Raw genomic sequence first — 21,292 nt, 5'->3', positions numbered from 1 at the left:
TCGGTGCCAGGGCCACAGGCCCTGTATGGGGAACTGGAGCAACGGATGGCATTGCAAATCATCGACCGCAGGCTCGCTGGCAAGAACAAGTCGGTGGGCAACCGTGAGCGATTTGTTCGCCGCTACAAGGAGCAGATCGCGGATGCGGTGCGCCGTGCCGTTTCGCAGCGCGGCATCCGCGACATGGAGCAAGCCGAGAACATCACCATCCCGCGCAAGGACATCAGCGAGCCCGTGTTCCACCACGGCCAGGGCGGTATCCGCGACATGGTGCACCCCGGCAATGCGGACCATGTGCGTGGCGACCGCATCGAGCGGCCGCAGGGTGGGGCGGGCGGGCGCGGCTCGCAGGCCAGTGACAGCGGCGAGGGCGAGGACGACTTCACCTTCACGCTGACCAAGGAAGAGTTCATGCAGCTCTTTTTTGAAGACCTGGCGCTGCCGCACCTGCTGCGCACCCACATTGGCGAGAACCCGCAGTGGAAGTCGCGCCGCGCAGGCTACAGCCAGGACGGCATCCCCAACAATCTGGCCGTGCTGCGCACCATGCGCGGGGCTTTAGGTCGGCGCATTGCGCTGGGCAAGTCGGCGCACCGTGAGCTGTTGGCGCTGCAAGCCGAGCTGGATGCGCTGCTGGCGCAGGACGACGGCACCAGCGAGGCGGTGGCCGAGCTGCAGCGCCGCATCGACGCGCTCACGGCGCGCATTGGCAAGATTCCGTACCTCGATCCCATTGACCTGCGCTTTCGCGCGCGCACGCCAGTGCCCGTGCCCAGCAGCCAGGCGGTGATGTTCTGCGTGATGGATGTGTCAGGCTCCATGGATGAGACACGCAAGGACCTGGCCAAGCGCTTCTTCATCCTGCTGTACCTGTTTCTCACGCGGCACTACGAGACCATCGACATCGTGTTCATCCGCCACCACACCCAGGCGGCCGAGGTGAGCGAGGAGCAGTTTTTCCACTCCACCGAAAGCGGCGGCACGGTGGTGAGCAGCGCGCTGGTGCTGCTGGACCAGATCATCCGTGCGCGCTACCCGCAGGGCGACTGGAACATCTACGTGGCCCAGGCCAGCGATGGCGACAACTTCACCAACGACAGCGGCATCTGCCGCAACCTGCTGGTGGACAAGATCCTGCCGCTGGTGCGCTACTTTGCCTATGTGCAGGTGGCCGAGGAAGAACAGAACCTGTGGGACGAGTACAGCCAGCTGGCGCCGCTGTATTCCCACTTTGCGATGCGCAAGGTCTCCGCACCCGGTGACATCTACCCCGTGTTCCGCGACCTGTTCAAGAAAGAGGGGGTGGCCGCATGAACAACGGTGTGCAATACCCTGTGCTGGAGCGCCGCCTGAGCGACAACCCCTGGAAGGCCGCTGCCGTGGGCGAGCGCCGCCACCGCGCCGTGCCCAGCCAGCCCCTGCCTGCGGGCGCGCGGCCAGTGGAGCCGTTGCCCGACCCAAGCGACTGGACGTTCGAGCTGATCGAGCGCTACCACGCGGCCATCGCCGCCACGGCCGAGCGATTTGGCCTGGATACCTACCCCAACCAGCTGGAGATCATCACCGCCGAGCAGATGATGGACGCCTACTCCAGCGTGGGCATGCCGGTGAATTACCGGCACTGGAGCTACGGCAAGGAGTTTTTGGCCACCGAGCGGCGCTACCGGCGCGGGCACATGGGGCTGGCGTACGAGATCGTCATCAACTCCAACCCCTGCATCAGCTACCTGATGGAGGAGAACACCACCGCCATGCAGGCGCTGGTCATTGCCCACGCCGCCTACGGGCACAACAGCTTCTTCAAGGGCAACTACCTGTTCCGCATGTGGACCGATGCGTCCAGCATCATCGACTACCTGGTGTATGCCAAGGACTATGTGGCCCAGTGCGAGGAGCGCTACGGCACGGGCGAAGTGGAGCGGCTGCTGGACTCGTGCCACGCCCTGGCCAACTTTGGCGTGGATCGCTACCGCCGCCCCTCCAAGAAAAATCTGGCGCGCGAACGCCTGGAGCGCGAACAGCGCGAGGCTTACGCCCAGCAGCAGGTCAACGAGCTGTGGCGCACGTTGCCCATGCGCCCCGGCAAGGAGGATGCGGCGCAAGAGCACAACCGCTTTCCACAGGAGCCACAGGAGAACATCCTGTACTTCATCGAAAAGAACGCCCCCCTGCTGGAGCCCTGGCAGCGCGAGATCGTGCGCATCGTGCGCAAGATTGCGCAGTATTTCTACCCGCAGCGCCAGACCCAGGTGATGAACGAAGGCTGGGCCACCTTCTGGCACTACACGCTGCTCAACACGCTGTACGACGAGGGGTATCTGAGTGATGGCGTGATGATCGAATGGCTGGGCTCGCACACCAACGTGGTCTACCAGCCGCCCGTGGGGCATCGCGCCTACAGCGGCATCAACCCCTATGCGCTGGGCTTTGCCATGTACCGCGACATCCAGCGCATCTGCCAGAACCCCACAGCGGAAGACCGTCACTGGTTCCCCGACGTTGCAGGCACTCCCTGGCTGCCCGCGCTGGACCATGCCATGCGCAACTTCAAGGACGAAAGCTTCATCGGCCAGTACCTCAGCCCGCACCTGATGCGCGAGATGCGCCTGTTTGCGCTGCATGACGACGCTGGCGAGCGCGACCTGGTGGTCAGCGAGATCCATGACGAGAATGGCTACCGCAGCCTGCGCCAGCTGCTGTCGCAGCAGTACGACCTGGGCACGCGCGAGCCCAACATCCAGGTGTGGAACGTGAACCTGCGCGGCGACCGCAGCCTGACCCTGCGCCACACCCAGTACCAGGGCCGCCCGCTGGCCGACGACACGCAGGAGGTGCTCAAGCACGTGGCGCGGCTGTGGGGCTTTGGGGTGCAGATCGAGAGTGCGGACGCCGATGGCAACCACCCGGTGCTGCTGCACCAGGTGCCTGCCTCAGCCACCTGACCGAGCTGCGTTGGTACCTGTGCAGCGGGTGAAGGAAGATTGCTCTGTTTTTGATAGCTGCTGGCGCATGATGCACTAGCGCTACCGCCCGATTCGGCTTAAAAAGCAGGCGAAGAGGCCTTGGCCCGTGGCGCACGGGCCTGCAGCGGGCAGTCGGTGGCCACGCGCTCGGCCAGCGTCTGGCGCAGGGCCTGCAGCGCCGCGATGCGTTCGTCAATCTCCTGCAGCTTGGCAGCCAGCACCTGCGCCAGCGCGGGGCCGGGCTCGGCGGCGTCCCAGATGGCGGGCAGCCTGTCGCCAATCTCGGCCAGGGTAAATCCCAGCTGCTGCGCAGTGCGGATGTACTGCACCAGCGTCACCACCTCGGGCGGATAGTCGCGGTAGCCGTTGCCGAGCCGTCGTGCGCGGATGAGACCCTGCTGTTCATAAAAACGCAGCGCCTCGCGACTCAAACCTGAGGCCGTAGCCAGTTCTCCGATCAGCATTCCACGCTCCCTCCAACAACAAAGAACAAAGTGCTTGACCCTGAAGCGTACTTCAAGGTGGAAGCTAGGGGCCTCATTGATTCATTCAGAGGCTTCCTGTCATGCACATCCCCGCTTTTGCTTCCGACCGTTACCTGCGCATCGTGCGCGCCAGCGGCTGGTACGACCTGTTGGTCACCTGGCCTTTTGCCCTGCCCTGGACCTTTGCCTGGCTCTACGCCCAGCTGAACCTGCTGGCCCAGACGCTTGCGCTGCCAGGCATCTTGCACCCGCTCGACGCCACGCACATGCTGCTGGCCAACCTGCTGGGCTCGGTGGTGGTGGTGTGGTCGGTGGCGCGCATCGTGGCGCCCACGGTGTTGCTGGGGCGGCTGGATGGCGTGGCGCGGTTTCTGTTTGCCGCCTGGCTGATCTATGCCGTGGCGCACGGGGCCAATGCCATCGTGCTGGGTTTTGCCGCATTCGAGCTGGTGTTTGGCGTGCTGCAGTGGTGGCGCGTGGCGGGCACCGGCGCAGCGCTGTGCCCGCCAGGCCCCGCACGAATCAATGCGCGGGCGCGGGCAGCAGCCTGAAGGCCAGCGCGCCGACACCCAGCATGGTGGCAATGGTCAGCATCACCGCCACATAGGGGTCGGCGCCCCGCGCCGTGGCAATGGATGCGGCCACGCCCGTCACCCACTGCATCAACGCCACGCCCAGAAACATCGCCATGGTGAACACCGCCATGGCGCGCCCCGTGACGGCGGGGGCGTAGGCCGAGCGAACGTCCGAATACTGCAGCACCATGTAGCCGGACAGCAGCCCTACGGCAATGGAGCCCCCCACATCCAGCCACTCGGCGTGCAGAAAGCCCATGGCCGCAAACACGGCCCCCAACAGGGCGGTAAAGCCCAGCAGCCAGCGCCTGCGCCGCGTGGGGCCGGGGTCCAGCCGACCAAAAAAGGCCGGACTGAACAGCGACACCAGCGACGACAGCATGGCCACGTTGCCGCTGGCCACCAGCGAATAGCCATGGCGCTCGATCAGCAGCGGCCCCAGCCACAGCCCGCGCAGCGTGAGGAACGAGGCATAGGTCATCAGCGCCAGCAGCATGATGCCGGCGGTGTGCGGCAGCAGGAACAGGGCGCCAAAGCCGCGCACCGCCTGCGGCACCGATTCGCGCGGGGCGTCTTCATGGGCGGCCTGCGCGGGCTCATGCACCTTCCAGAAGATCAGCAGCCAGGCCAGCGCCGCCAGGCCCGCCAGCACGCCAAACCCCATGCGCCAGGACGACTGTTGCACCAGCCACGCCAGGGGCGTGCCGGTAAACAGCATGCCCAGCCCGCCCACCCCCATGGCCACCCCCGACACCATGGCAAACCGCGACGCGGGAAAGTAGCGCGCGATGAACACGGTGCACACCAAAAACGCGGGCGCGCAGCCCACACCGATCAGCACCTGTCCCAGCAGCACCGTGCCATAGCCAGGTGCCAATGCCGACAGCACCGCGCCCGCAATGGTGAGCGGAAAAGCCACCAGCAGCGTGCGCCGCACACCGTACAGATCGATGCCAATGCCCATGAACAGCTGCATGGTGCCAAAGGCAAACGCAAAGGCTCCGGCAAACACCCCCAGCGCCTGCGCCGACAGGCCGAACTCGGCCCGCAAGCCCGTCGCCATGATGGCCGTGATGGTGCGAAAGGCCTGGCTCAGCGCAAAGCCTGACACCAGCGCCAGCAGCATGGTCCATGCGGCGCGGGGGGCAAGAAGCGGTGCAGAGGGCTGCGAAGTGGGCACGGGGGGGAGGTCTCCAGGGCAGATGCCGGCGGCTGTCGGGAGGGGCTCTCTCTCGGCCATCAGGCCTGGCGAGGTTACCCGCAGAGCACAGGCGCCGCTGTCGCCGACGGACGGGGCGGTGCCACCGGGGCGGCGCCTGCAGGTGGGCTGGTTCGCGGGCTCTTAGGGTATGTCCCAGTCCGCCCGCTACATACCCCACCAAACGCATCGGATGTTGCTCGTTTTGGGGTGCTTGTGCCAGCAATCGGCGGTTTGGACCGGGGATTGGGCTTTTGAATGCACCCAATTGGGCCTTGTCTGCAGGTGGTGGGCGCCGTCATGAGGGCGCCACAGGGCGTAGGCAGACTTTAGAGGAGGCTCTCGATGTGGGGATGACCCCAATGACGGTGCCGGGGGCGTGGGGCAATCTTGTGTCCATGCGCTGCACCGGGTGTTGGCCACGGTTCTGGAATCGCAGATTTCGGTCTCTCGCAATCAGGATGGTGCAGGTGGTGGTGAATGGCAAGGTTTGTGCTTAGGTGGCAGGCAGGGGCGCTGAAAAGGCCCTGTGGGCCGGTGGCCACAAGCCGTTGGATGGAAGTTGTCGGGCGGGCTGCGAGGCTGCGCCGCGATGTCAGGAGTGACCGATGAAGACGATGGTTTTGCTGGGTTCGGGTGCGTTGGCTACCCTCTTGTTGTCGGGCTGCGCAAGCCAGCCCCCGGTAATGCAGGCGTTCAACGCCCCCGCCGATGGCAGCAGCATGCAATACGCCTGCGGCAATGGTGAAAAGGTCGAGATGCAGTTCTACCCCGAGCAGGGACGCAGCGTGATGCGCCGCAGCGGCTGGACGGTGGAACTGCCCAAACAGGCCGCTGACAGCGGCTATGCCTACAGCAACGGCCCCACCACGGTGCTGGGTAAGGGCAACGAATTGACGATCCAGATTGGACACCTGGCACCGATCTGGTGCCGTAGCAACCGCGGCATGATGGTGGCGGGCGTCCAGTAACCTGCCCCCTTTGACCCCAGCCTGTGATGGGCTGGTTTGGTTTTTCGCTTTTTTCAGGGCCTGTGCAGCTGTCTGCACAGGCCCTGTGTCGTTTCAGCGCGCCTCGGACATGCAGGCGCCGGGGGCGTCTGCGGCAGACGCAGGGCGCTGCTCCAGCGTGCGGGGGGCGACCAGCAGGTTGCCCTGTGCGTCCCGCACGGTGACGACCACCTCGCGGCTGCTGTCGGCGCGGGTGTCGCTGAAGTGCAGCTGCATCTCGGCGGCCACGGTGCGGGTCTGCGCTTCACCCCCGTTGGCAAATTCCGTGGTTTCCAGCGTGCCCTGCAGCAGCGCCACGCCCTGCGCATCGATCTGCCACGGGCCGGTGAACACAAAGCGCTGGCAGCTGATGCTGAGTTCCACCCGCTCGTTTTCCAGCCGCAGCTCTGCGCCACCGCAATGCAGCGCGCAGGGGGCACCCACCGTGAACCCCGCGCCCGAGAAATAGACCGCGCCGTTGATCGGGCCGGTGCCCGTGCCACCGGTGCCGGGACCGCAGGCGGCCAGCACCAGCAGGGCCGTGGCGTTGGCCAGCAGCCGGACCGCCCGGGCCCAGAGTTCAGGAAGGACGTTCATCTTGGTCTGCGGCATAGAAGTAGCTGCCAAAGCGGGCGCGCCGGTTGCGCTCGCCAGGCGGGGTGTTTTTCTGGTCGTGGTCGTAGCGGGCCTGGGCCTCTGTCATCACGGTCTTGAAGGCTTGGCGCCATGCCTTGGCGGCCACGGCGTGCAGGCGGTGGGCTGATTCTTCGCTGAGCTGGTCCACAAACACGGCCTGCTCCAGGTAGTTGTGCTCGCCCTCCAGGTTGAGACTGGCGGCGGCCAGGTGGTCGTGCAGGTTGTCCTGCATCAGCTGCGCCATTTCGGCAAAGCCCTGGCGCGGCACAAAACCAGCTGCCAGTAGGCGAATGAGTCCATCCTCGCCTTCCTCGGCCATGCCCAGGCGCACCAGTTCGTCAAGCACCGCGCGGGGCCGCACGTCGCTACTGATGCTGGCCACCAGTCCGTCGAAGTGCGGGGGCTCGCCGCTGCGGGGCAGGGGGCGGGGCTGGCCCTCGTCGTCCAGGCAATCGGTCTGGCTCAGCCAGCGCGCGGCCACCTGGCTGGCCATGTTCAACGGGGTTTCGCCAGCTTCTTCTTCAGCGGTGGGCTCGGCCAGGCGACCCAGGTTGCGCACATCGCGCCGGTGCACGCCCGACATCAGGCTCACCGCGCTGTCGGTGGTTTTTTTGCCCGTGCGCTGCAGCTCGTCGTGCGCGGCGTCCAGAAACACCTTCTTCATCGCCGCCGCAAACGCGGGGTAGGCCACGCCATTGCGCAGCAGCAGGCGCGCCAGAGGGCGCAGCACGTGCAGGGCAGAGGCCAGAACGATGGCGGAGCGGGAGGGCATGAAAAAAGGGCCGAGACGCGGCGGGTGTCAGAAGGTGTGAATGAATCCGGCGTGCCCGAACAGGCCGCCAAAACGCGCCCGATCTAGGCGCAAAGCGCAGCCATAGCGCGGGCTATGGCGAGCATTGGCAACGAAGAGCGGGTGTGTTTTGGCGGGATGAGCGGGCATGGCGGGCTTGTTCACACCTTCTCAGGAACAGGCTGTGATTGTCATCTGGTTGACGGCTGGAAATTGTGTGGGATATTATCCCACTCATCTGCGATGCGGTGTGGGCGCAAGCCGACGCCGCGCCGTGGGTATCCGCATTCACAGGGAGAACAATCACATGAAGAACCGAGGGTTGATGAACACATTGGCGGGCATGTCCCATGCGTCGCCCGCATGGCTGGCCGTGGCCACCGCTGCATTCGTGGCGGGCTGCGGTGGCGGGGAGGGCGGCAACCCGCAGACCCCCAACGAGGCGCGGCTGCAGGTGGCGCGATCCGGCGATCTGGTGGCCTACTTCAAGGCCAAGATTGCGCAGCGGGTGGCGCTGGGCTATCCGGGCACGGCCATCACCGTGCCCACCGTGGGGGGCTTGAGCAGCACGGGCAGCGTGGTCACCCACACCGGTGTGCCACTGGCCGGCGCGGTGGTGGAGGAAGACGGCCTCATCAAGGCCGAGGGCAACATGCTGTATGGCTTGCACCGCGCCTACGCCACCGACACCGGCCGCGAGCCGCCGCGCCTGGCCGCCCTGGCCCGTGCGGCCGACGGCAGCCTGACCGGCGTGGGCAGCGCCGTGCTGGACGCCAAGTTCATCCCCCAGGGCTTTTATGTGGCGGGCGGCGGCACGCGCGCCGCCGTGCTGTCGCAGCAAGACCCGTATGCCGACCACCAGCCCGTGGTGGCTGCGGCCGACGCCAGCATCACCGTGTTGCCGGAGTACAGCCGCACGCTGTCGCTGGACCTGTTTGCCATCCACAAGGACATGGCGCCCGCGCAGATCAAGCAGATGCGCATCGATGGCCTGCTGGTGGGCAGCCGCCTGATTGGCAACACGCTGTACCTGGTCACCACCTGGTCGCCCGACCTCACACGCTTTACCGTACCGGCAGGGGCCACGGCATCGGCGGTGGACGCGGCACTCAAGGACCTCAACACTGCTGCTTTGATCCCCACCCTGCGCGTGGATGGTGGCCAGCCGCAGCCGCTGGTCAACGAGGCCGACTGCCTGGTGCAGACGGGTAACGCGTCGCTGTCGCTGCAGCTCACGTCCATCACGGCCATCGACCTCACCTCGTCCAGCCTGGCGCGCACCAGCCGCTGTCTTGTGGGCGGCAGCGAGGCCGTGCACCTGGGCGCGCGCAGCGTGCATGTGGCCAGTTCGCGCCAGTACCGCTACGGCGGCGACGTGATCAACGCCGTGTTCCCGGCAGATAGCCGCACCGACATCCACAAGTTCAGCTTCCGTGGCGCGCAGGTGGACTACGACGCATCGGGCAGCGCGGACGGCCACCTGGGCTGGGACCTGCGCCGCCTACCATCGCGCCTGAACGAATACCAGAACGATCTGCGCGTGCTGACCTTCACCGGCAAGACGGGCCAGAGCGGCATGCCGCCGGTGGTTATCCAGGCCCAGCAGGCCTCCCCCGCGCTGCTGACCGTGCTGCGCGACAGCGGCCGCGACAGCTATCTGGGCCCGCAGGCCAAGCTGCCCATCCGGCTGCGCACGGCGCGGGGCGACCAGCAGATTGACAACCTGTTCTTTGCAGGCCCTCGGGCCTATGCCACCCCCTTTGCCACCACCGAACCCGTGTGGGTGCTGGACCTGGCCAACCCCGCCAGCCCCACCGTGGCGGGCGAGCTGGCGGCGGGCGGCTATGCCGACCACCTGGTGCCGCTGCCGAACGGCCTGCTGCTGGGTGTGGGCAAGGACAGCGCCCTGGGCGGTGTGGCCGACGGCATTCAGCTTGCGGTGTTCGACGTGCGCAATGCCGCGCAGGGCAAGCGCCTGGCCACTCAGGCGGCGGGCGATCGTGGCAGCATCACCACGCTCGACAGCACCCGCCCGGTGCTTAACCTGCAGGCGGTGGATGGCAAGGTGCGCATCGCCTTTCCCGCGCGCGTCTATCAGGCGCCCACGGGCGTAGGCACGCCACCACCCGTGCGGGGCTACCAGGGTGCCTTGCGGCTGGAGGTGAACACCACCACCGGCGCGCTGGCCCAGCGCTCCATGGTGGTGTCCACCGCCCTCCTGAACGGCGACACGCCCGGGCTGTACAGCCGCTTTGACATCGCCAACGAGCGCAGCCTGCAGGTGGACAACGTGGCCTACCAGCTCTCGGGAGGCCAGGTGTTCACCAGGGCCGGAGACTGAAGCGCTGCCGATTGCGACTCAGGGAGAGAACTATAAAAACGATAGCTGCTTGCGCTTTTCTGTGGGGCGCAAGCGGCAGTTCAAAGGCCTGTTCACCGGGGTGATGAACAGGCCTATTTTTTTGCGGCGCGCCGTTGTGCTTACAGATCCGTGCGCAGCTTCCAGATCTCGGGGAACAGCACCACATCCAGCATCTTGCGCAGGTAGCTCACCCCGCCCGTGCCGCCCGTGCCGCGCTTGAAGCCGATCACGCGCTCCACGGTGGTCACGTGGCGGAAGCGCCAGAGGCGGAAGGCGTCTTCCAGGTCGGTCAGTTCTTCACCCAGTTGGTACAGGTCCCAGTGCTTTTCGGGGTTGCGGTACACGGTGAGCCAGGCCTGCTCCACCGCATCGTTCTCCACATAGGGCTGCGTCCAGTCGCGTTCGGTGTGGCTGGTGGGCACGGCCAGGCCGCGCCGCGCCAGTAGGCGCAGGGCCTCGTCGTAGAGCGACGGTGCTTCGTGGGCGGCCTGCACCAGCGCGAGCAGGTCGGCGCGGTGCTCGTGGGGTTTGAGCATGGCGCGGTTCTTGTTGCCCATCGAAAACTCGATGCAGCGGTATTGGTAGCTCTGGAAGCCGCTGGACTGGCCCAGGTACGGGCGCATGGCGCTGTACTCGGGCGGCGTCATGGTGGCCAGCACGTCCCAGGCGTGCACCAGCTGCTCCATGATCTTGCTGACACGCGCGAGCATCTTGAAAGCGGGCGGCAGCTCGTCGCGCGCAATGTGGCCGATGGCCGCGCGCAGCTCGTGCAGCATGAGCTTCATCCATAGCTCGCTGGTCTGGTGCTGCACGATGAACAGCATCTCGTCGTGTGCGGGCGACAGCGGCTTTTGCGCGGTGAGGATGGCGTCGAGCTGCAGGTAGTCGCCGTAGCTCATGCTTTGGCTGAAGTCGAGCTGTGCGCGCTCTTCATGCACGATGGATTCGGGCAGGGCGGCAGATGCCGCGTTGTTGTTGTCAGCCGCAGGGGTTTGCGAAAAAGGGCACATGGTGTTTTGCCTTTCCGATCAGGTGACGGCGTGCGTCTGGTTGAACTCGGCCTTTTGCCACTCGCCGCTCTCCAGCACCTGGCGCAGGTGCTCCACGGCATTCCACACGTCTTCAAAGCCCAGGTACAGCGGTGTGAAGCCAAACCGCAGGATGTCCTTGTGGCGGCCCGTGCCGCCGTCTCCCTTGCGGAAGTCGCCGATCACGCCGCGCGCAATCAGCGCCTGCACGATGGCGTAGGCACCGCTGCCCTGGCCGTTCACGCCCGCCCCTTCATTGCGCGTCAGGCACACCTGCGAGCCGCGCTGGGCATGGTCACGCGGGGTGGCCAGGCCCAGGCCGTGGCCTGCGCAGCGCTCTTCCACGAGTTGGATGAACAGGTCGGTGAGCGCCAGCGACTTGGCGCGCAGTGCGGCCATACCGCCCAGGCTTTGTGCGGCGGTGAACACATCCAGCCCGCATTGCAGGGCCGACAGGCTGATGATGGGCTGCGTGCCGCACAGGTAGCGCGTGATGCCGGGTGCGGGCTGGTAGTCGGGCGTGAAGGCAAACGGTGCGGCATGGCCCCACCAGCCGGACAGCGGCTGCCAGAAGCGGTCGGCATGGCGTGGGTGCACCCACACAAAGGCTGGTGCGCCGGGGCCGCCGTTCAAATATTTGTAGCCGCAGCCGATGGAGAAGTCGGCGCCCGCGCCGTTCAGGTCCACAGGCACCGCGCCCGCGCTGTGTGCCAGGTCCCACACGCACAGGATGCCCTGGGCGTGCGCCGCAGCGGTGATGGCGGCCATGTCGTGCATGGCGCCGGTGCGGTAGTTCACGTGCGTGAGCATTAGCACGGCCACGTCGCTGGTCAGCGCAGCGTTGATCTCTTCAGGCTCCACCAGCACCAGCTCCAGGCCGCGCTCCTTGCACAGGCCTTCGGCAATGTAGAGGTCGGTAGGGAAGTTGCTGCGCTCGCTCACGATGCGCTTGCGGGCAGGGCTGTCTTCGCGGGCGATGTTGAGCGCCGCGCTCAGCACCTTGTAGAGGTTGATAGAGGTGCTGTCGGTGCACACCACTTCATCCTTGCCTGCGCCGATCAGCGGGGCGAGCTGGTTGCCCAGGCGCTGGGGCAGGTCGAACCAGCTGGCGGTGTTCCACGATTTGATGAGGTCGGTGCCCCATTCGCGGGTGACCACATCGGCCACGCGCGCAGCAGCGGCCCTGGGGGCCACCCCCAGCGAATTACCGTCGAGGTAGATCACGCCCGGTGGCAGGGCAAAGTGGTCGCGCAGAGCGCGCAGCGGGTCTTGGGCGTCGCGGGTGCGGCAGTCTTGCAGGGTGATGGACATGGGCGTTGGGAGAGGTAATTGCTATGTTATTGATAGCTGTTGACGCATGTTTTACTAGCGCTTCCAGCCAAAAATGCTTGAAATTCTGTGTGTCGCGCTAGTCCAGCGCCCGCAGCACGGCCCGCACGGGGGATGCATCGGCCGTGGTCAGCTTCAGCGGCAGGGCGATGAGTTCGTAGTCGCCCTCGGGCACGGCGTCGAGCACCAGGTTTTCGAGCACACGCAGGCCCCGGCGGCGGATGACCTGGTGGCTGTCCAGCGTCTTGCTGTCGGCCGGGTCGATGCTGGCGGTGTCGATGCCCACCAGTAGCACGCCCAGGTCGGCCAGGCGCTCGATGGTGCCCGGGGCATAGGCGGCCAGCTGGCCGTCCCAGCGGTCCACCGGCATGTGTTCGTAGGTGCGCACCAGCACGCGCGGGGGCAGGGTGCCGTTTACGGCGTGGGCGATGTGCTCCCAGGTGATCAGCGGGCCGCAGCCGATGGCGTGGATCACGCGGCAGGGGCCCAGAAAGGCGTCGAGCGACACGTCGCCAATGGTGGCGCCCTGTACGTCATAGTGCAGCGGCGCATCGGCGTGCGCGCCCACATGGGGCGACATCGTGATCGCGCTCACATTGACCGGGCAGCCGGGGCCGATGGTGGCGCACCACTGCTGGCTGTAGGCCGTGTCGCCGGGGAACACAGGGCTGCCCGCGTGCACGGGCGGCGAGATGTCCCAAAGCTGGCGGGCGGTGGGGGAGGAAGGCGTTGACATGGGACAAAGTTTGCATGTCCCGAAAAACCCGTGGTGTCGGTTATTTCCAACAGCTGGCGGATTTTTTGTTGAAGCCTAAACTATTTGAATGAGGCAGTAGCCCGGCTGCTGCCCAGAAAAAAACCAGGCCTCCCGCCAGCCGCGCCGTGAGCATCGGGGGGCTCTCTCGGTCTGCAGCGCACCTTTGTTGCTCGATGCGTGCAGAGGTTTCCTAGCTGCCGTGGGGGAGAGGAATGCGAACAAAAAATCCCACGCCCCGGCCGTTCAGGCCCGCACCCACCTGCACCTGCCCGCCCATGCGCAGCACTGCCTGCCGCACGATGGCCAGGCCCAGGCCCGAGCCGGTGGCGACATGTCCCAGGCCCCGGTAGAAGCGCTCAAACACCCGCTGGTGCTCGGTGGCCGGAATACCGGGCCCGTCGTCCTGCACTGACAGGTGCAGCACCGAGTCCTCGCGCCGCAGTGCCACCGCCACGTTGCCGCCATTGGGCGTGTAGCGCACCGCGTTGTCGATGAGGTTGTGCGCAATCGACTCCAGTGCGGGCAGGTCCAGCCGGGCGTCCAGGGTGTCGGGGGCGTCCAGCGACAGCTCGATCTGCCGCACCATGGCCTGCGGTGCCGCCTGGGCCAGCGCGGCGCGCAGCCATTGCGCCACGTCCAGGTTGCGCGGGGCGGGGCGCTGGGCGTCGTCCAGCGCTGCCAGGTCCAGCAGCTGTTGCGCCAGGTGCGAGGTGCGGGCGATGGCCTGCTCCAGGTGGGCCTGCGCCTGGGTGCGCTCCTGCGCAATCTGCGACCGGGCCATCACGTGGGCCTGGGCCGTGATCACGGCCAGCGGTGTGCGGATCTCGTGGGCCGCGTCCTGCACAAAGGCGCGCTCGCGTTCGACCTTCTGGCGCAGCTGTGCAAAGAGGTGGTCCAGCGACTGCTCCAGGGGCTTGAGTTCGCGGTGGCGGGCGTTGAAGCCCACGGGCTGCAGGTCGTCGGTGTTGCGCTGGGCGATGCGGTAGGCCAGTTGCTGCAGGGGGCGCAGGCCATTGCGCACTGACAGCCAGACGGGTAGCAGCACAAACGGTGCGGCCAGCAGCAGGTAGGGCAACAGCGACTGCGCATTGCGTGACAGAAACGCCGCGTCGGAGCGCTTGGGGTCGGCGATGGTGAGTGCCCAGCGTGCATTGCGACCCGCGTAGATGCGGTGCACCTGGCCGTTGACGAGCGTCTCGGTGATGGAGCCATCGGGTGCGCGGGCCGGCAAGGGCTGCCAACCGGGCGACGCATAAGCGCGTTGGCCCTGAGCATCCCGCAGTTCGTAGAGCGATGTGCCCGGCAGCGTGGCCAACTGTCGTCGGCGGATGTTGGTCCAGATATCGGTCGAGGCGAGCGCCGCCGCCGCGAGGGCCGGGTCCGTCACCTCTTGCAGCGATGCCAGCACGGCATCGCCATACTTCTGCAGCCCCGGCTCGTTGGTGATGGTCTGCTTGTAGGTTGCAAAGATATAGCCCAGCAGCACGGCCCACACCATCACAAAGGCCAGCAGCACCGACACGACGCTGCGGCGCACCAGCGTGGGCTCGGCCAGCCAGTCCCAGGCAGCGCGCAGAGAAGACTTGGAGGTGCTCATGCTTGCAGCAAGTAGCCCACGCCCCGCACGGTGCGGATCAGCTCGGCACCGATCTTGCGGCGCAGGTTGGACACATGCACCTCGATGGCCGCAAAGTCCACGGGCTCGCCCAACGGGTCCAGCCGCTGCGACAGCACGCTTTTGGACACCACTACGCCGGGCTCGCGCGCCAGCTCCAGCAGCAGCTGAAACTCACGCGGTGACAGCTCCAGTGGCAGCCCTGCGCGCTGCACGGCATGGCGGCGCGGCGCGATCACCAGCTCGCCCAGCACCCAGCGCTCGCTGGCCTGGCGCGCGCTGCGGCGCAGCACGGCGCGGATGCGAGAGAGCAGTTCGGCCGTGGCAAAGGGCTTGATCACAAAGTCATCGGCCCCGCCGTCCAGGCCCGCCAGCCGGTCCTCCACCGCTGAGCGCGCGGTGATCACGATGATGGGCACCTGCCCGCTGTGCCCGGTCTGGTTGCGCCAGCGCGCCAGCAGGTCAAAGCCACTGCCATCGGGCAGCGTCAGGTCCAGCAGCACGCAGTCCACCGTGGTGACATCGACCGTGGCGGGCGCATCCACGGCGCGGCGCAGCCATTCGCTGGTCAGGCCCTCCACCTTCAGCGCGGACTGCAGCGCGCGGCCCAGGTCCAGGTCGTCTTCGATGAGCAGGATGTGCATGGGGCGATTGTGGCGGGAGCGGCCCCGGTTGCGTGGTGCCGCAGCGGCGCCTTTGGCTGGCCTTAAGGCGGGGCTTTGCACAATGGCCGTATCCAATGGCTCAACACATGGGGGAGAAAGCAATGGCATCGACGACAAGGCAGGAGGGGATGCGGCGATGGTGGGGTGGCGCGGCGCTGGCTGCGGCACTGGCTTTGGGGGGCTGTGCATCGGGGCCCACGCACCCATCGCTGGCCGGGGCGCAACTGCCCGACCTGGTGCCGGTGCGCGACTTCGTGGCCAGCCGGCAATCCACCGGGGGCTACCGCGTGTCGCCGGACGGAAAGCGCCTGGCCTGGTTTGGCACGGACGGCGTGGTGCCCGCGATCTGGGTGCAGTCCATCGACGGGGGCGATGCCAAGGCGTTTCGCATCCGTGCGCGCGCCATCCGCTTCAGTGCCGACAGCCGCTGGCTCGGCATCACGGCCGACCCCGCGGGCGATGAAAACACCCGCATTTATGCGGGCGCGGTCGAGGGCCCAGGCACAGAGCTGCGCGAGCTGATGCCAGCACCGCGTTCGGTGGCGCATTTTGCGGAGGCAGTGGATGCCTCGTCCGACTTCATCGTCACCTCCAACCAGCGCGACAAGAAAGTGTTTGACCTGTACCGCGTGAACCCGGCGGGTGGCGCGCCGGTGCTCATGGCCACGAACCCCGGCAATGTGGGCTGGTGGGGCGTGGACACCACGGGCCAACTGCGCGCCCGGGCGCGGATCCAGGGCGAACAGGTGTTGCTGGAGCGACCTGGCGCCGAGCCGGGCAGTTGGGTGACGGTGGCAGAGCGCAGCCGGTGGGACACGCTGAACATCTTTGGCCTGCACGATGAGGGGCGCAAGGCCTGGGCCCTGTCGAACCGGGGGCGCGACAAGCTGGCGCTGGTGCGGCTGGACCTGACCACGGGCACCGAGGAAGAGTGGTTTGCCTCGCCCGATGTGGACCTGGACAACGTGACGCTGAGCCGCCGCACCCGCGAGCCGCTGCTGGCGTACTTCATGCCGGGCTACCCGGCACGCAAGGTGTTTGACTCCGCGCTTGATGCCCGGCTGTCTGCGCTGGCCGGTGACAAGCCTGCAGAGGTGCTGGTGACCAGCCTGGACCAGACCGACAAGGTGCTCACGGTGGCGGTGGCCACCGACCGGGGCACGCGCAACTACCTGCTGCGTGATGGGCAGGAGCCCCGCTTCTTGGGCGAGAACCGGCTGAGCCTGATTGCCAAGGACCTGGCCCCTACCGCGCCCATCACCTACACCGCGCGCGATGGTCTCACCCTCCACGGCTACCTCACGCTGCCCGTGGGGGCTGCGCCGCAGCGGCTGCCCACCGTGCTGCTGGTGCATGGCGGCCCGTGGGCGCGTGACCGCTGGGGCGATGGCGCCACCAGCCGCGCCATGCAGCAGTTTCTGGCCAACCGGGGCTATGCGGTGCTGCAGGTCAACTACCGGGGCTCCAGCGGCTACGGCCGCAACCATATGGAAAAGGCCCGGGGCGAGTTCGCGGGCCGCATGCACGACGACCTGGTGGACGGCGTGCGCTGGGCGGTGGAGCGCGGCGTGGCCGACGCGCAGCGCGTGGCGATCTACGGTGCCAGCTACGGCGGCTATTCGGCCCTGGTGGGCGCCACCTTCACGCCCGAGGTGTTTGCCTGCGCCGTGGATGTGGTGGGCGTGACGGACATCGCGCGCTTGCTGGAGGCCGCACCGCCCTACTGGGAGCTGGGCCTGCCCTGGTGGCACCGCTATGTGGGCAACCCGGCCATGCCGGAAGACCGCGCCCGTATGGACGCGAAGTCGCCCCTGTACCGGGCGGAACATGCGCAAAAGCCCATCCTGATCATGCACGGCGTGAACGACCCGCGCGTGAAGCTGGAGCAGTCCGAATGGATGGTGGCGGCCCTGCGCAAGGCGGGCAAGCCGGTGGACTACGTCACCTTCACCGGGGATGGCCATGGCAACCAGCGCTGGCCCAACAACCTCACCATGTACCGCAAGACCGAGGACTTCCTCGCCCAATGCCTGGGTGGGCGGACCAGCGGTTTTGACTACTACCAGCTGGGCGCGTGGGCGTTCTGATGGGGCAGGCCGTCACTTGGTTGCTTGCCCGCTGGGGGCAGCGCGGCTGCGGGTTTGCCACCGCACTGGCCTTGGCCGCCGTGTGTGGTGCGGCAGGTGCCCAGCCCGTCGCACCAGCGGGCGCCGCCTCGGCTGTTGCTGAGGATGCCGCCCCTGCGGCTCCGGTCTACACCCGGGCGCGGGTGGTGTCTGTGGAAGCGGATGCGGGCGGCAACGCCACGCATGTGCGGCTCAAGCTGCTGCCCCGCGCCAAGTTGCCGTTCACCACACAGACCTTCCGGGTCGTCAACCCTGCCTTGCTGCACGGCATTCCGCAGGGGGCCTGGGTCCAGTTCACTGCCCGGCACATCGACGGCGAAAACACGCTCACGTCCATCCGCGTCACGGCGGAGTGCAAGCGGTTTGAGCGATGTGACTGACTGCCCTGGCGGGGCGGGGCGCATTGCAGCTTGCGCTGCATCAAGGAGAGATTGAGGCGGCGACCACTGCGATACAGATATTGATAGAATGAGAATCACTATTATTTGTATCGAGGCCAGTCACCATGAAAACCATGGACGATGGCGCTGCGGCGCGGTTGCATCTTCCTACGCAGCAGAACCTGTCTTCGCGGCTGGACCAATTGCCGCGCCGCGCCTTGGGCCGGGTCACGGGCTTGTTGCCCGCGCAGGACGCGCAAGAGCACAGCACGCTGCTGCGCTTGCTGGAGATCGGCTTTCTGCCCGGTGAGACCGTGCAGGTGGTTGCACGCGGCGGCTGGGGCGGCGACCCCATCGCGGTGCGCGTCGGGCAGGCCACGTTTGCGCTGCGCCGCCAGGAGGCCTCCATGGTGCAGGTGCAGCCGTTGGATGATGCCACCCTGCCTGCCAAGGAGCTGGCATGAGCGCTCAGGCCACTGTGCAGCCCACCGCCGCCGATGCGCCCCTGCGCGTGGCGCTGCTGGGCAACCCCAACTGCGGCAAGACCGCGCTGTTCAACCTGCTCACCGGGGCGCGCCAGAAGGTGGCCAACTATGCGGGTGTGACGGTGGAGCGCAAGGAAGGCCTGCTGCAGACCACCGCTGGCCGCCGCGTGCGCGTGCTGGACCTGCCGGGCGCCTACAGCCTGCATGCACACAGCGTGGACGAGGCCATCACCCGCGACATCGTGCGCGGGCGCCGCGCGGGCGAGCCCGTGCCCGATGTGCTGGTGTGCGTGACGGATGCCACCCACCTGCGCCTGAACCTGCGCCTGGTGCTGGAGGCGCGCGCCCTGGGCCTGCCCATGGTGCTGGTGCTCAACATGATGGACGTGGCCGAGCGCCAGGGCATCGCCATTGACCGCGAGGTGCTGTCGCGCGAGCTGGGCATGCCCGTGCTGGCCACCGTGGGCGTGCGCGGCAACGGCGCGCAGGAGCTGGTGCAGTGGCTGGATGGTGCCAACCTGCAGCAGTTGCAGCGCCCCGTGGTGGCGCCCGATGCGGCGGCGCGCCTGGACGCGAGCGACCTGGAGGCGCAAAACGACGTCATCCGCACCCACCAGGAGGTGCGGCGCATTCTGGACCAGGCCGTGCGCGTGCCGGTGGTCAGCCTGCGCACGGACGACCGCATCGACGCGGTGGTGCTGCACCCGGTGTGGGGCCTTTTGATCCTGGCGGCCACGCTGTTCCTGATGTTCCAGGCGGTATTCAGCTGGGCAGAGCTGCCCAAGTCGTGGATCGAAGATGGCGTGGGCTGGCTGGCAGCCCTCGTCAACGCCCATATGGCCGACGGCCCCTTGCGCAGCCTGCTGACCGACGGGGTGCTGGCGGGTGCGGGCGGGGTGCTGGTGTTTTTGCCGCAGATCCTGTTTCTGTTCCTGTTCATCCTGGCGCTGGAGGACTCGGGCTACCTGCCGCGTGCGGCTTTCTTGCTGGACCGCGTGATGGGCACAGTGGGCTTGTCGGGCCGCTCGTTCATTCCGCTGCTGTCGAGTTTTGCCTGCGCCGTGCCGGGCGTGATGGCCACGCGCTCCATCACGCACTGGCGTGACCGGCTGGTGACCATCATGATCGCTCCGCTCATGACCTGCTCGGCGCGCCTGCCGGTGTATGCGCTGCTGATCGCAGCCTTCATCCCCGAGCGCACGGTGGCCGGGGTGTTCAACCTGCAGGGCGTGGTGCTGTTTGCGCTGTATGTCGCGGGCATCGTCAGCGCCATGGCCGTGGCGGCGGTGGCCAAGCTGGCCCGCAGCGACACGCGCGCCACGCCGCTGATGATGGAGCTGCCCGCGTACCGCTGGCCCAGCGTGCGGGGCCTGGCCTACGGGCTGTACGAGCGGGCGGTGATTTTCATCAAGCGGGTGGGAGGCATCATCCTGGCCGTCACCGTGTTGTTGTGGTTTCTGTCCACGTACCCCGGCGCACCAGAAGGCGCCACGCAGCCCGCCATCACCTACAGCCTGGCCGGCCAGTTGGGTCGCCTGCTGGAGGTCATCGCCGCGCCGATTGGCTTCAACTGGCAGATTGCGATTGCGCTGGTGCCTGGTATGGCGGCGCGCGAGGTCGCGGTGAGCGCACTGGGCACGGTGTACGCGCTGTCTGCCACGGGCGACGAGGTGGCGAGCCAGCTGGGATCGTTGATTGCGGGCTCGTGGTCGCTGGCTACCGCGCTGTCGCTGATGGCCTGGTATGTGTTTGCGCCCCAATGCATCTCCACCATTGCCGCCGTGCGCCGTGAGACCAATGGCTGGCGCTATCCGCTGCTCATGGTGGGGTACCTGTTTGCCATGGCGTATGCCGCCAGCTTTGTGACCTACCGCGTGGCGCTGGCGCTGGGCGGGGGCTGAGGAGGAACGTTGTGATGGCCCAGCAATTCATCGTTGGTCTGATCGTGCTCGCTGCGGCGCTCTATGTGCTCTGGCGGTACCTGCCCGGGCGCTGGCGCCAGGGGTTGGGCAAGGTCCACCCGGGGCTGGTCCAGTCGCCGGGCTGTGGCGCGAGCGATGGTGGGTGCAGCAGCTGCGGCAGTTGCGCGGCGCCATCCGATACAGGTGCTGAAAAGCCCGTGGCCATGCCCGTTCGTCGTAGGCCTGCTTCTTAGTGAGTGCTATCTTTTGGATAGCTACTAGCGCATGATTCACTAGCGCTACAGGCCGTTTTGGCTCCAATCGCCTACTGGTACAGCTGGCCCTGGCCCAGCGCGCTCAGCGCCTGTTGCAGGTTGACGCGCGCCTGGGCCTCGTAGCGCTGCGCAAAGTAGTCCGTGCCGTAGATGTGCGGGCGGTCCAGAAACCCTCGCAGCACCGCGCTGCGCCCCGCCACATAACGCGGCCAGCGCACAAAGAAGTATTCACGCCGCACGTTGCGTTCGAACTGCCGGTACACCGTGTCACCCTGGCCCAGGATGGCGAGGTCGATGTCCACCACCCACTGCGCATCGCCCGTGAGCGGGCCCGGGGTGTGGCGGGTGTCCATCACATGCTGGAGCACGGTCTCGGCCAGCGTGGTGGGCAGCCCTTGGCTGAGCAGGAACTGGCGCGCCCAGTCGGCGCTGCGCTCTTCGTTATGTGCACTCCACGGCCAGTAGATGGCGTCGTGGTACCACAGGGCCAGCGCTACGGCATGGGGGTTGTGGATCGCGCCGGGCTGGTGGCCCTGCACCGCCTGCAGGTGCCGCAGGCAGGCCCGCAGGTGGGTGGTGTCGTGGTAGGCGCGGGGCCAGCGGGCCCAGCTGCGCAGCAGGCGCCGGCCTTCAGCCCGCCAAGCGGGCGTGTCGCGCCCCAGCGCTTGGCCCAGGGCCTGCCAGTGCGCCAGCAATTCGGCGCTGTGGGCGGGCTGGCGGCGCCAGGGCATGG

20 protein-coding genes are annotated in these 21,292 nt (G+C 67.2%); 10 read left to right on the top strand and 10 right to left on the bottom strand.

Going from position 1 to position 21,292, the window contains the following annotated elements; translation table 11 throughout:
* The first annotated feature begins 45 nt into the window (after positions 1-45).
* Positions 46-1,314 (top strand): YeaH/YhbH family protein, encoded by a 1,269-nt coding sequence (locus ASD94_RS05595; protein ID WP_056639669.1) that lies wholly within the window; start codon positions 46-48, stop codon positions 1,312-1,314.
* Complete coding sequence (locus ASD94_RS05590) at positions 1,311-2,942, top strand: SpoVR family protein (protein WP_056639663.1); 1,632 nt, start codon at positions 1,311-1,313, stop codon at positions 2,940-2,942. Before ASD94_RS05595 ends, ASD94_RS05590 begins: the two co-directional genes overlap by 4 nt.
* A gap of 98 nt (positions 2,943-3,040) precedes the next feature.
* Here the strand turns inward: ASD94_RS05590 and ASD94_RS05585 are convergent, their stop codons facing one another.
* A complete protein-coding gene (locus tag ASD94_RS05585) occupies positions 3,041-3,427 on the bottom strand; it encodes a MerR family transcriptional regulator (RefSeq protein ID WP_056639659.1) in 387 nt (128 codons plus the stop codon).
* Positions 3,428-3,528: 101 nt separating this feature from the next.
* Between ASD94_RS05585 and ASD94_RS05580 the strand changes: the two genes are divergently transcribed.
* Positions 3,529-3,999, top strand: coding sequence for a hypothetical protein (locus ASD94_RS05580; protein ID WP_056639656.1), 471 nt, complete (start codon positions 3,529-3,531; stop codon positions 3,997-3,999).
* Here the strand turns inward: ASD94_RS05580 and ASD94_RS05575 are convergent.
* Positions 3,971-5,149, bottom strand: a complete 1,179-nt coding sequence (locus ASD94_RS05575; RefSeq protein WP_056639653.1) for an MFS transporter — start codon at positions 5,147-5,149, stop codon at positions 3,971-3,973. The two genes, ASD94_RS05580 and ASD94_RS05575, sit on opposite strands and share 29 nt — an antisense overlap.
* A gap of 680 nt (positions 5,150-5,829) precedes the next feature.
* On the opposite strand from ASD94_RS05575, the gene ASD94_RS05570 reads away from it, so the two are divergent.
* Entirely contained in the window at positions 5,830-6,192 is a 363-nt protein-coding gene (locus ASD94_RS05570) for an MliC family protein (RefSeq protein WP_056639650.1), read from the top strand.
* 93 nt (positions 6,193-6,285) lie between these two features.
* On the opposite strand, the gene ASD94_RS05565 is transcribed toward ASD94_RS05570, so the two are convergent.
* Complete coding sequence (locus ASD94_RS05565; RefSeq protein WP_056639647.1) at positions 6,286-6,807, bottom strand: hypothetical protein; 522 nt, start codon at positions 6,805-6,807, stop codon at positions 6,286-6,288.
* Positions 6,791-7,618, bottom strand: coding sequence for a DUF6502 family protein (locus tag ASD94_RS05560; RefSeq protein ID WP_056639644.1), 828 nt, complete (start codon positions 7,616-7,618; stop codon positions 6,791-6,793). The genes ASD94_RS05565 and ASD94_RS05560 overlap by 17 nt, the downstream gene beginning before the upstream one ends.
* A 325-nt stretch (positions 7,619-7,943) precedes the next feature.
* Here ASD94_RS05560 and ASD94_RS05555 point away from each other — a divergent pair, with 325 nt between their 5' ends.
* Positions 7,944-9,977: a beta-propeller domain-containing protein gene (locus ASD94_RS05555; protein WP_162255817.1), complete on the top strand. Its 2,034-nt coding sequence runs from the start codon at positions 7,944-7,946 to the stop codon at positions 9,975-9,977.
* 140 nt (positions 9,978-10,117) lie between these two features.
* On the opposite strand, the gene kynA is transcribed toward ASD94_RS05555, so the two are convergent.
* The 5 genes from kynA to ASD94_RS05530 all read right to left on the bottom strand — a co-directional run bounded on the left by kynA (position 10,118) and on the right by ASD94_RS05530 (position 15,371).
* Positions 10,118-11,008, bottom strand: coding sequence for a tryptophan 2,3-dioxygenase (gene kynA / locus ASD94_RS05550; protein WP_056639639.1), 891 nt, complete (start codon positions 11,006-11,008; stop codon positions 10,118-10,120).
* 18 nt (positions 11,009-11,026) lie between these two features.
* Positions 11,027-12,337 carry a kynureninase gene (gene kynU / locus ASD94_RS05545; protein ID WP_056639637.1) on the bottom strand — a complete coding sequence of 437 codons (1,311 nt, stop codon included), beginning with the start codon at positions 12,335-12,337 and terminating at the stop codon, positions 11,027-11,029.
* 97 nt (positions 12,338-12,434) lie between these two features.
* Entirely contained in the window at positions 12,435-13,091 is a 657-nt protein-coding gene (gene kynB / locus ASD94_RS05540; RefSeq protein ID WP_056639633.1) for an arylformamidase, read from the bottom strand.
* A 211-nt stretch (positions 13,092-13,302) separates the two neighbouring features.
* Positions 13,303-14,709, bottom strand: a complete 1,407-nt coding sequence (locus ASD94_RS05535; RefSeq protein WP_056639630.1) for a HAMP domain-containing sensor histidine kinase — start codon at positions 14,707-14,709, stop codon at positions 13,303-13,305.
* A complete protein-coding gene (locus tag ASD94_RS05530; protein ID WP_056639627.1) occupies positions 14,706-15,371 on the bottom strand; it encodes a response regulator transcription factor in 666 nt (221 codons plus the stop codon). Before ASD94_RS05530 ends, ASD94_RS05535 begins: the two co-directional genes overlap by 4 nt.
* Before the next feature lie 122 nt (positions 15,372-15,493).
* Between ASD94_RS05530 and ASD94_RS05525 the strand changes: the two genes are divergently transcribed.
* From ASD94_RS05525 to ASD94_RS23965, 5 genes are all read left to right on the top strand, one after another.
* A complete protein-coding gene (locus ASD94_RS05525; RefSeq protein WP_162255816.1) occupies positions 15,494-17,479 on the top strand; it encodes a S9 family peptidase in 1,986 nt (661 codons plus the stop codon).
* The gene (locus tag ASD94_RS05520) at positions 17,467-17,898 is read left to right on the top strand and encodes a copper-binding protein (RefSeq protein WP_233247149.1); all 432 of its coding nucleotides are present in this window, start codon (positions 17,467-17,469) and stop codon (positions 17,896-17,898) included. Before ASD94_RS05525 ends, ASD94_RS05520 begins: the two co-directional genes overlap by 13 nt.
* A gap of 134 nt (positions 17,899-18,032) precedes the next feature.
* Complete coding sequence (locus ASD94_RS05515; RefSeq protein WP_056639734.1) at positions 18,033-18,362, top strand: FeoA family protein; 330 nt, start codon at positions 18,033-18,035, stop codon at positions 18,360-18,362.
* Positions 18,359-20,284, top strand: coding sequence for a ferrous iron transporter B (locus ASD94_RS05510; protein ID WP_056639619.1), 1,926 nt, complete (start codon positions 18,359-18,361; stop codon positions 20,282-20,284). The genes ASD94_RS05515 and ASD94_RS05510 overlap by 4 nt, the downstream gene beginning before the upstream one ends.
* Before the next feature lie 14 nt (positions 20,285-20,298).
* Positions 20,299-20,538, top strand: coding sequence for a hypothetical protein (locus ASD94_RS23965; protein WP_082576767.1), 240 nt, complete (start codon positions 20,299-20,301; stop codon positions 20,536-20,538).
* 71 nt (positions 20,539-20,609) lie between these two features.
* Here ASD94_RS23965 and ASD94_RS05505 read toward each other — a convergent pair whose 3' ends face one another.
* Positions 20,610-21,290: a hypothetical protein gene (locus ASD94_RS05505; RefSeq protein ID WP_056639616.1), complete on the bottom strand. Its 681-nt coding sequence runs from the start codon at positions 21,288-21,290 to the stop codon at positions 20,610-20,612.
* Between the last annotated feature and the right edge of the window lie 2 nt (positions 21,291-21,292).

Origin of the sequence: Acidovorax sp. Root70 (assembly GCF_001428225.1) — a bacterium.
In the GTDB taxonomy this organism is placed as follows: Bacteria; Pseudomonadota; Gammaproteobacteria; order Burkholderiales; family Burkholderiaceae_C; genus Acidovorax.
The sequence above is the reverse complement of the archived record's forward strand: the minus strand, read 5'-3'. Positions and strand labels throughout refer to the sequence as shown.

What these genes read in the sequence shown, in the direction of transcription:
- kynB (WP_056639633.1), bottom strand. Translation starts at nt 13,091, where the DNA reads ATGTCAACGCCTTCCTCCCCCACCGCCCGCCAGCTTTGGGACATCTCG.
- ASD94_RS05560 (WP_056639644.1), bottom strand. Translation starts at nt 7,618, where the DNA reads ATGCCCTCCCGCTCCGCCATCGTTCTGGCCTCTGCCCTGCACGTGCTG.
- ASD94_RS23965 (WP_082576767.1), top strand. Translation starts at nt 20,299, where the DNA reads ATGGCCCAGCAATTCATCGTTGGTCTGATCGTGCTCGCTGCGGCGCTC.
- ASD94_RS05555 (WP_162255817.1), top strand. Translation starts at nt 7,944, where the DNA reads ATGAAGAACCGAGGGTTGATGAACACATTGGCGGGCATGTCCCATGCG.
- ASD94_RS05515 (WP_056639734.1), top strand. Translation starts at nt 18,033, where the DNA reads ATGGACGATGGCGCTGCGGCGCGGTTGCATCTTCCTACGCAGCAGAAC.
- ASD94_RS05580 (WP_056639656.1), top strand. Translation starts at nt 3,529, where the DNA reads ATGCACATCCCCGCTTTTGCTTCCGACCGTTACCTGCGCATCGTGCGC.
- ASD94_RS05590 (WP_056639663.1), top strand. Translation starts at nt 1,311, where the DNA reads ATGAACAACGGTGTGCAATACCCTGTGCTGGAGCGCCGCCTGAGCGAC.
- ASD94_RS05530 (WP_056639627.1), bottom strand. Translation starts at nt 15,371, where the DNA reads ATGCACATCCTGCTCATCGAAGACGACCTGGACCTGGGCCGCGCGCTG.
- kynA (WP_056639639.1), bottom strand. Translation starts at nt 11,008, where the DNA reads ATGTGCCCTTTTTCGCAAACCCCTGCGGCTGACAACAACAACGCGGCA.
- ASD94_RS05505 (WP_056639616.1), bottom strand. Translation starts at nt 21,290, where the DNA reads ATGCCCTGGCGCCGCCAGCCCGCCCACAGCGCCGAATTGCTGGCGCAC.
- ASD94_RS05575 (WP_056639653.1), bottom strand. Translation starts at nt 5,149, where the DNA reads ATGCTGCTGGCGCTGGTGTCAGGCTTTGCGCTGAGCCAGGCCTTTCGC.
- ASD94_RS05570 (WP_056639650.1), top strand. Translation starts at nt 5,830, where the DNA reads ATGAAGACGATGGTTTTGCTGGGTTCGGGTGCGTTGGCTACCCTCTTG.
- ASD94_RS05565 (WP_056639647.1), bottom strand. Translation starts at nt 6,807, where the DNA reads ATGAACGTCCTTCCTGAACTCTGGGCCCGGGCGGTCCGGCTGCTGGCC.
- ASD94_RS05585 (WP_056639659.1), bottom strand. Translation starts at nt 3,427, where the DNA reads ATGCTGATCGGAGAACTGGCTACGGCCTCAGGTTTGAGTCGCGAGGCG.
- ASD94_RS05510 (WP_056639619.1), top strand. Translation starts at nt 18,359, where the DNA reads ATGAGCGCTCAGGCCACTGTGCAGCCCACCGCCGCCGATGCGCCCCTG.
- ASD94_RS05535 (WP_056639630.1), bottom strand. Translation starts at nt 14,709, where the DNA reads ATGAGCACCTCCAAGTCTTCTCTGCGCGCTGCCTGGGACTGGCTGGCC.
- ASD94_RS05525 (WP_162255816.1), top strand. Translation starts at nt 15,494, where the DNA reads ATGGCATCGACGACAAGGCAGGAGGGGATGCGGCGATGGTGGGGTGGC.
- ASD94_RS05595 (WP_056639669.1), top strand. Translation starts at nt 46, where the DNA reads ATGGCATTGCAAATCATCGACCGCAGGCTCGCTGGCAAGAACAAGTCG.
- kynU (WP_056639637.1), bottom strand. Translation starts at nt 12,337, where the DNA reads ATGTCCATCACCCTGCAAGACTGCCGCACCCGCGACGCCCAAGACCCG.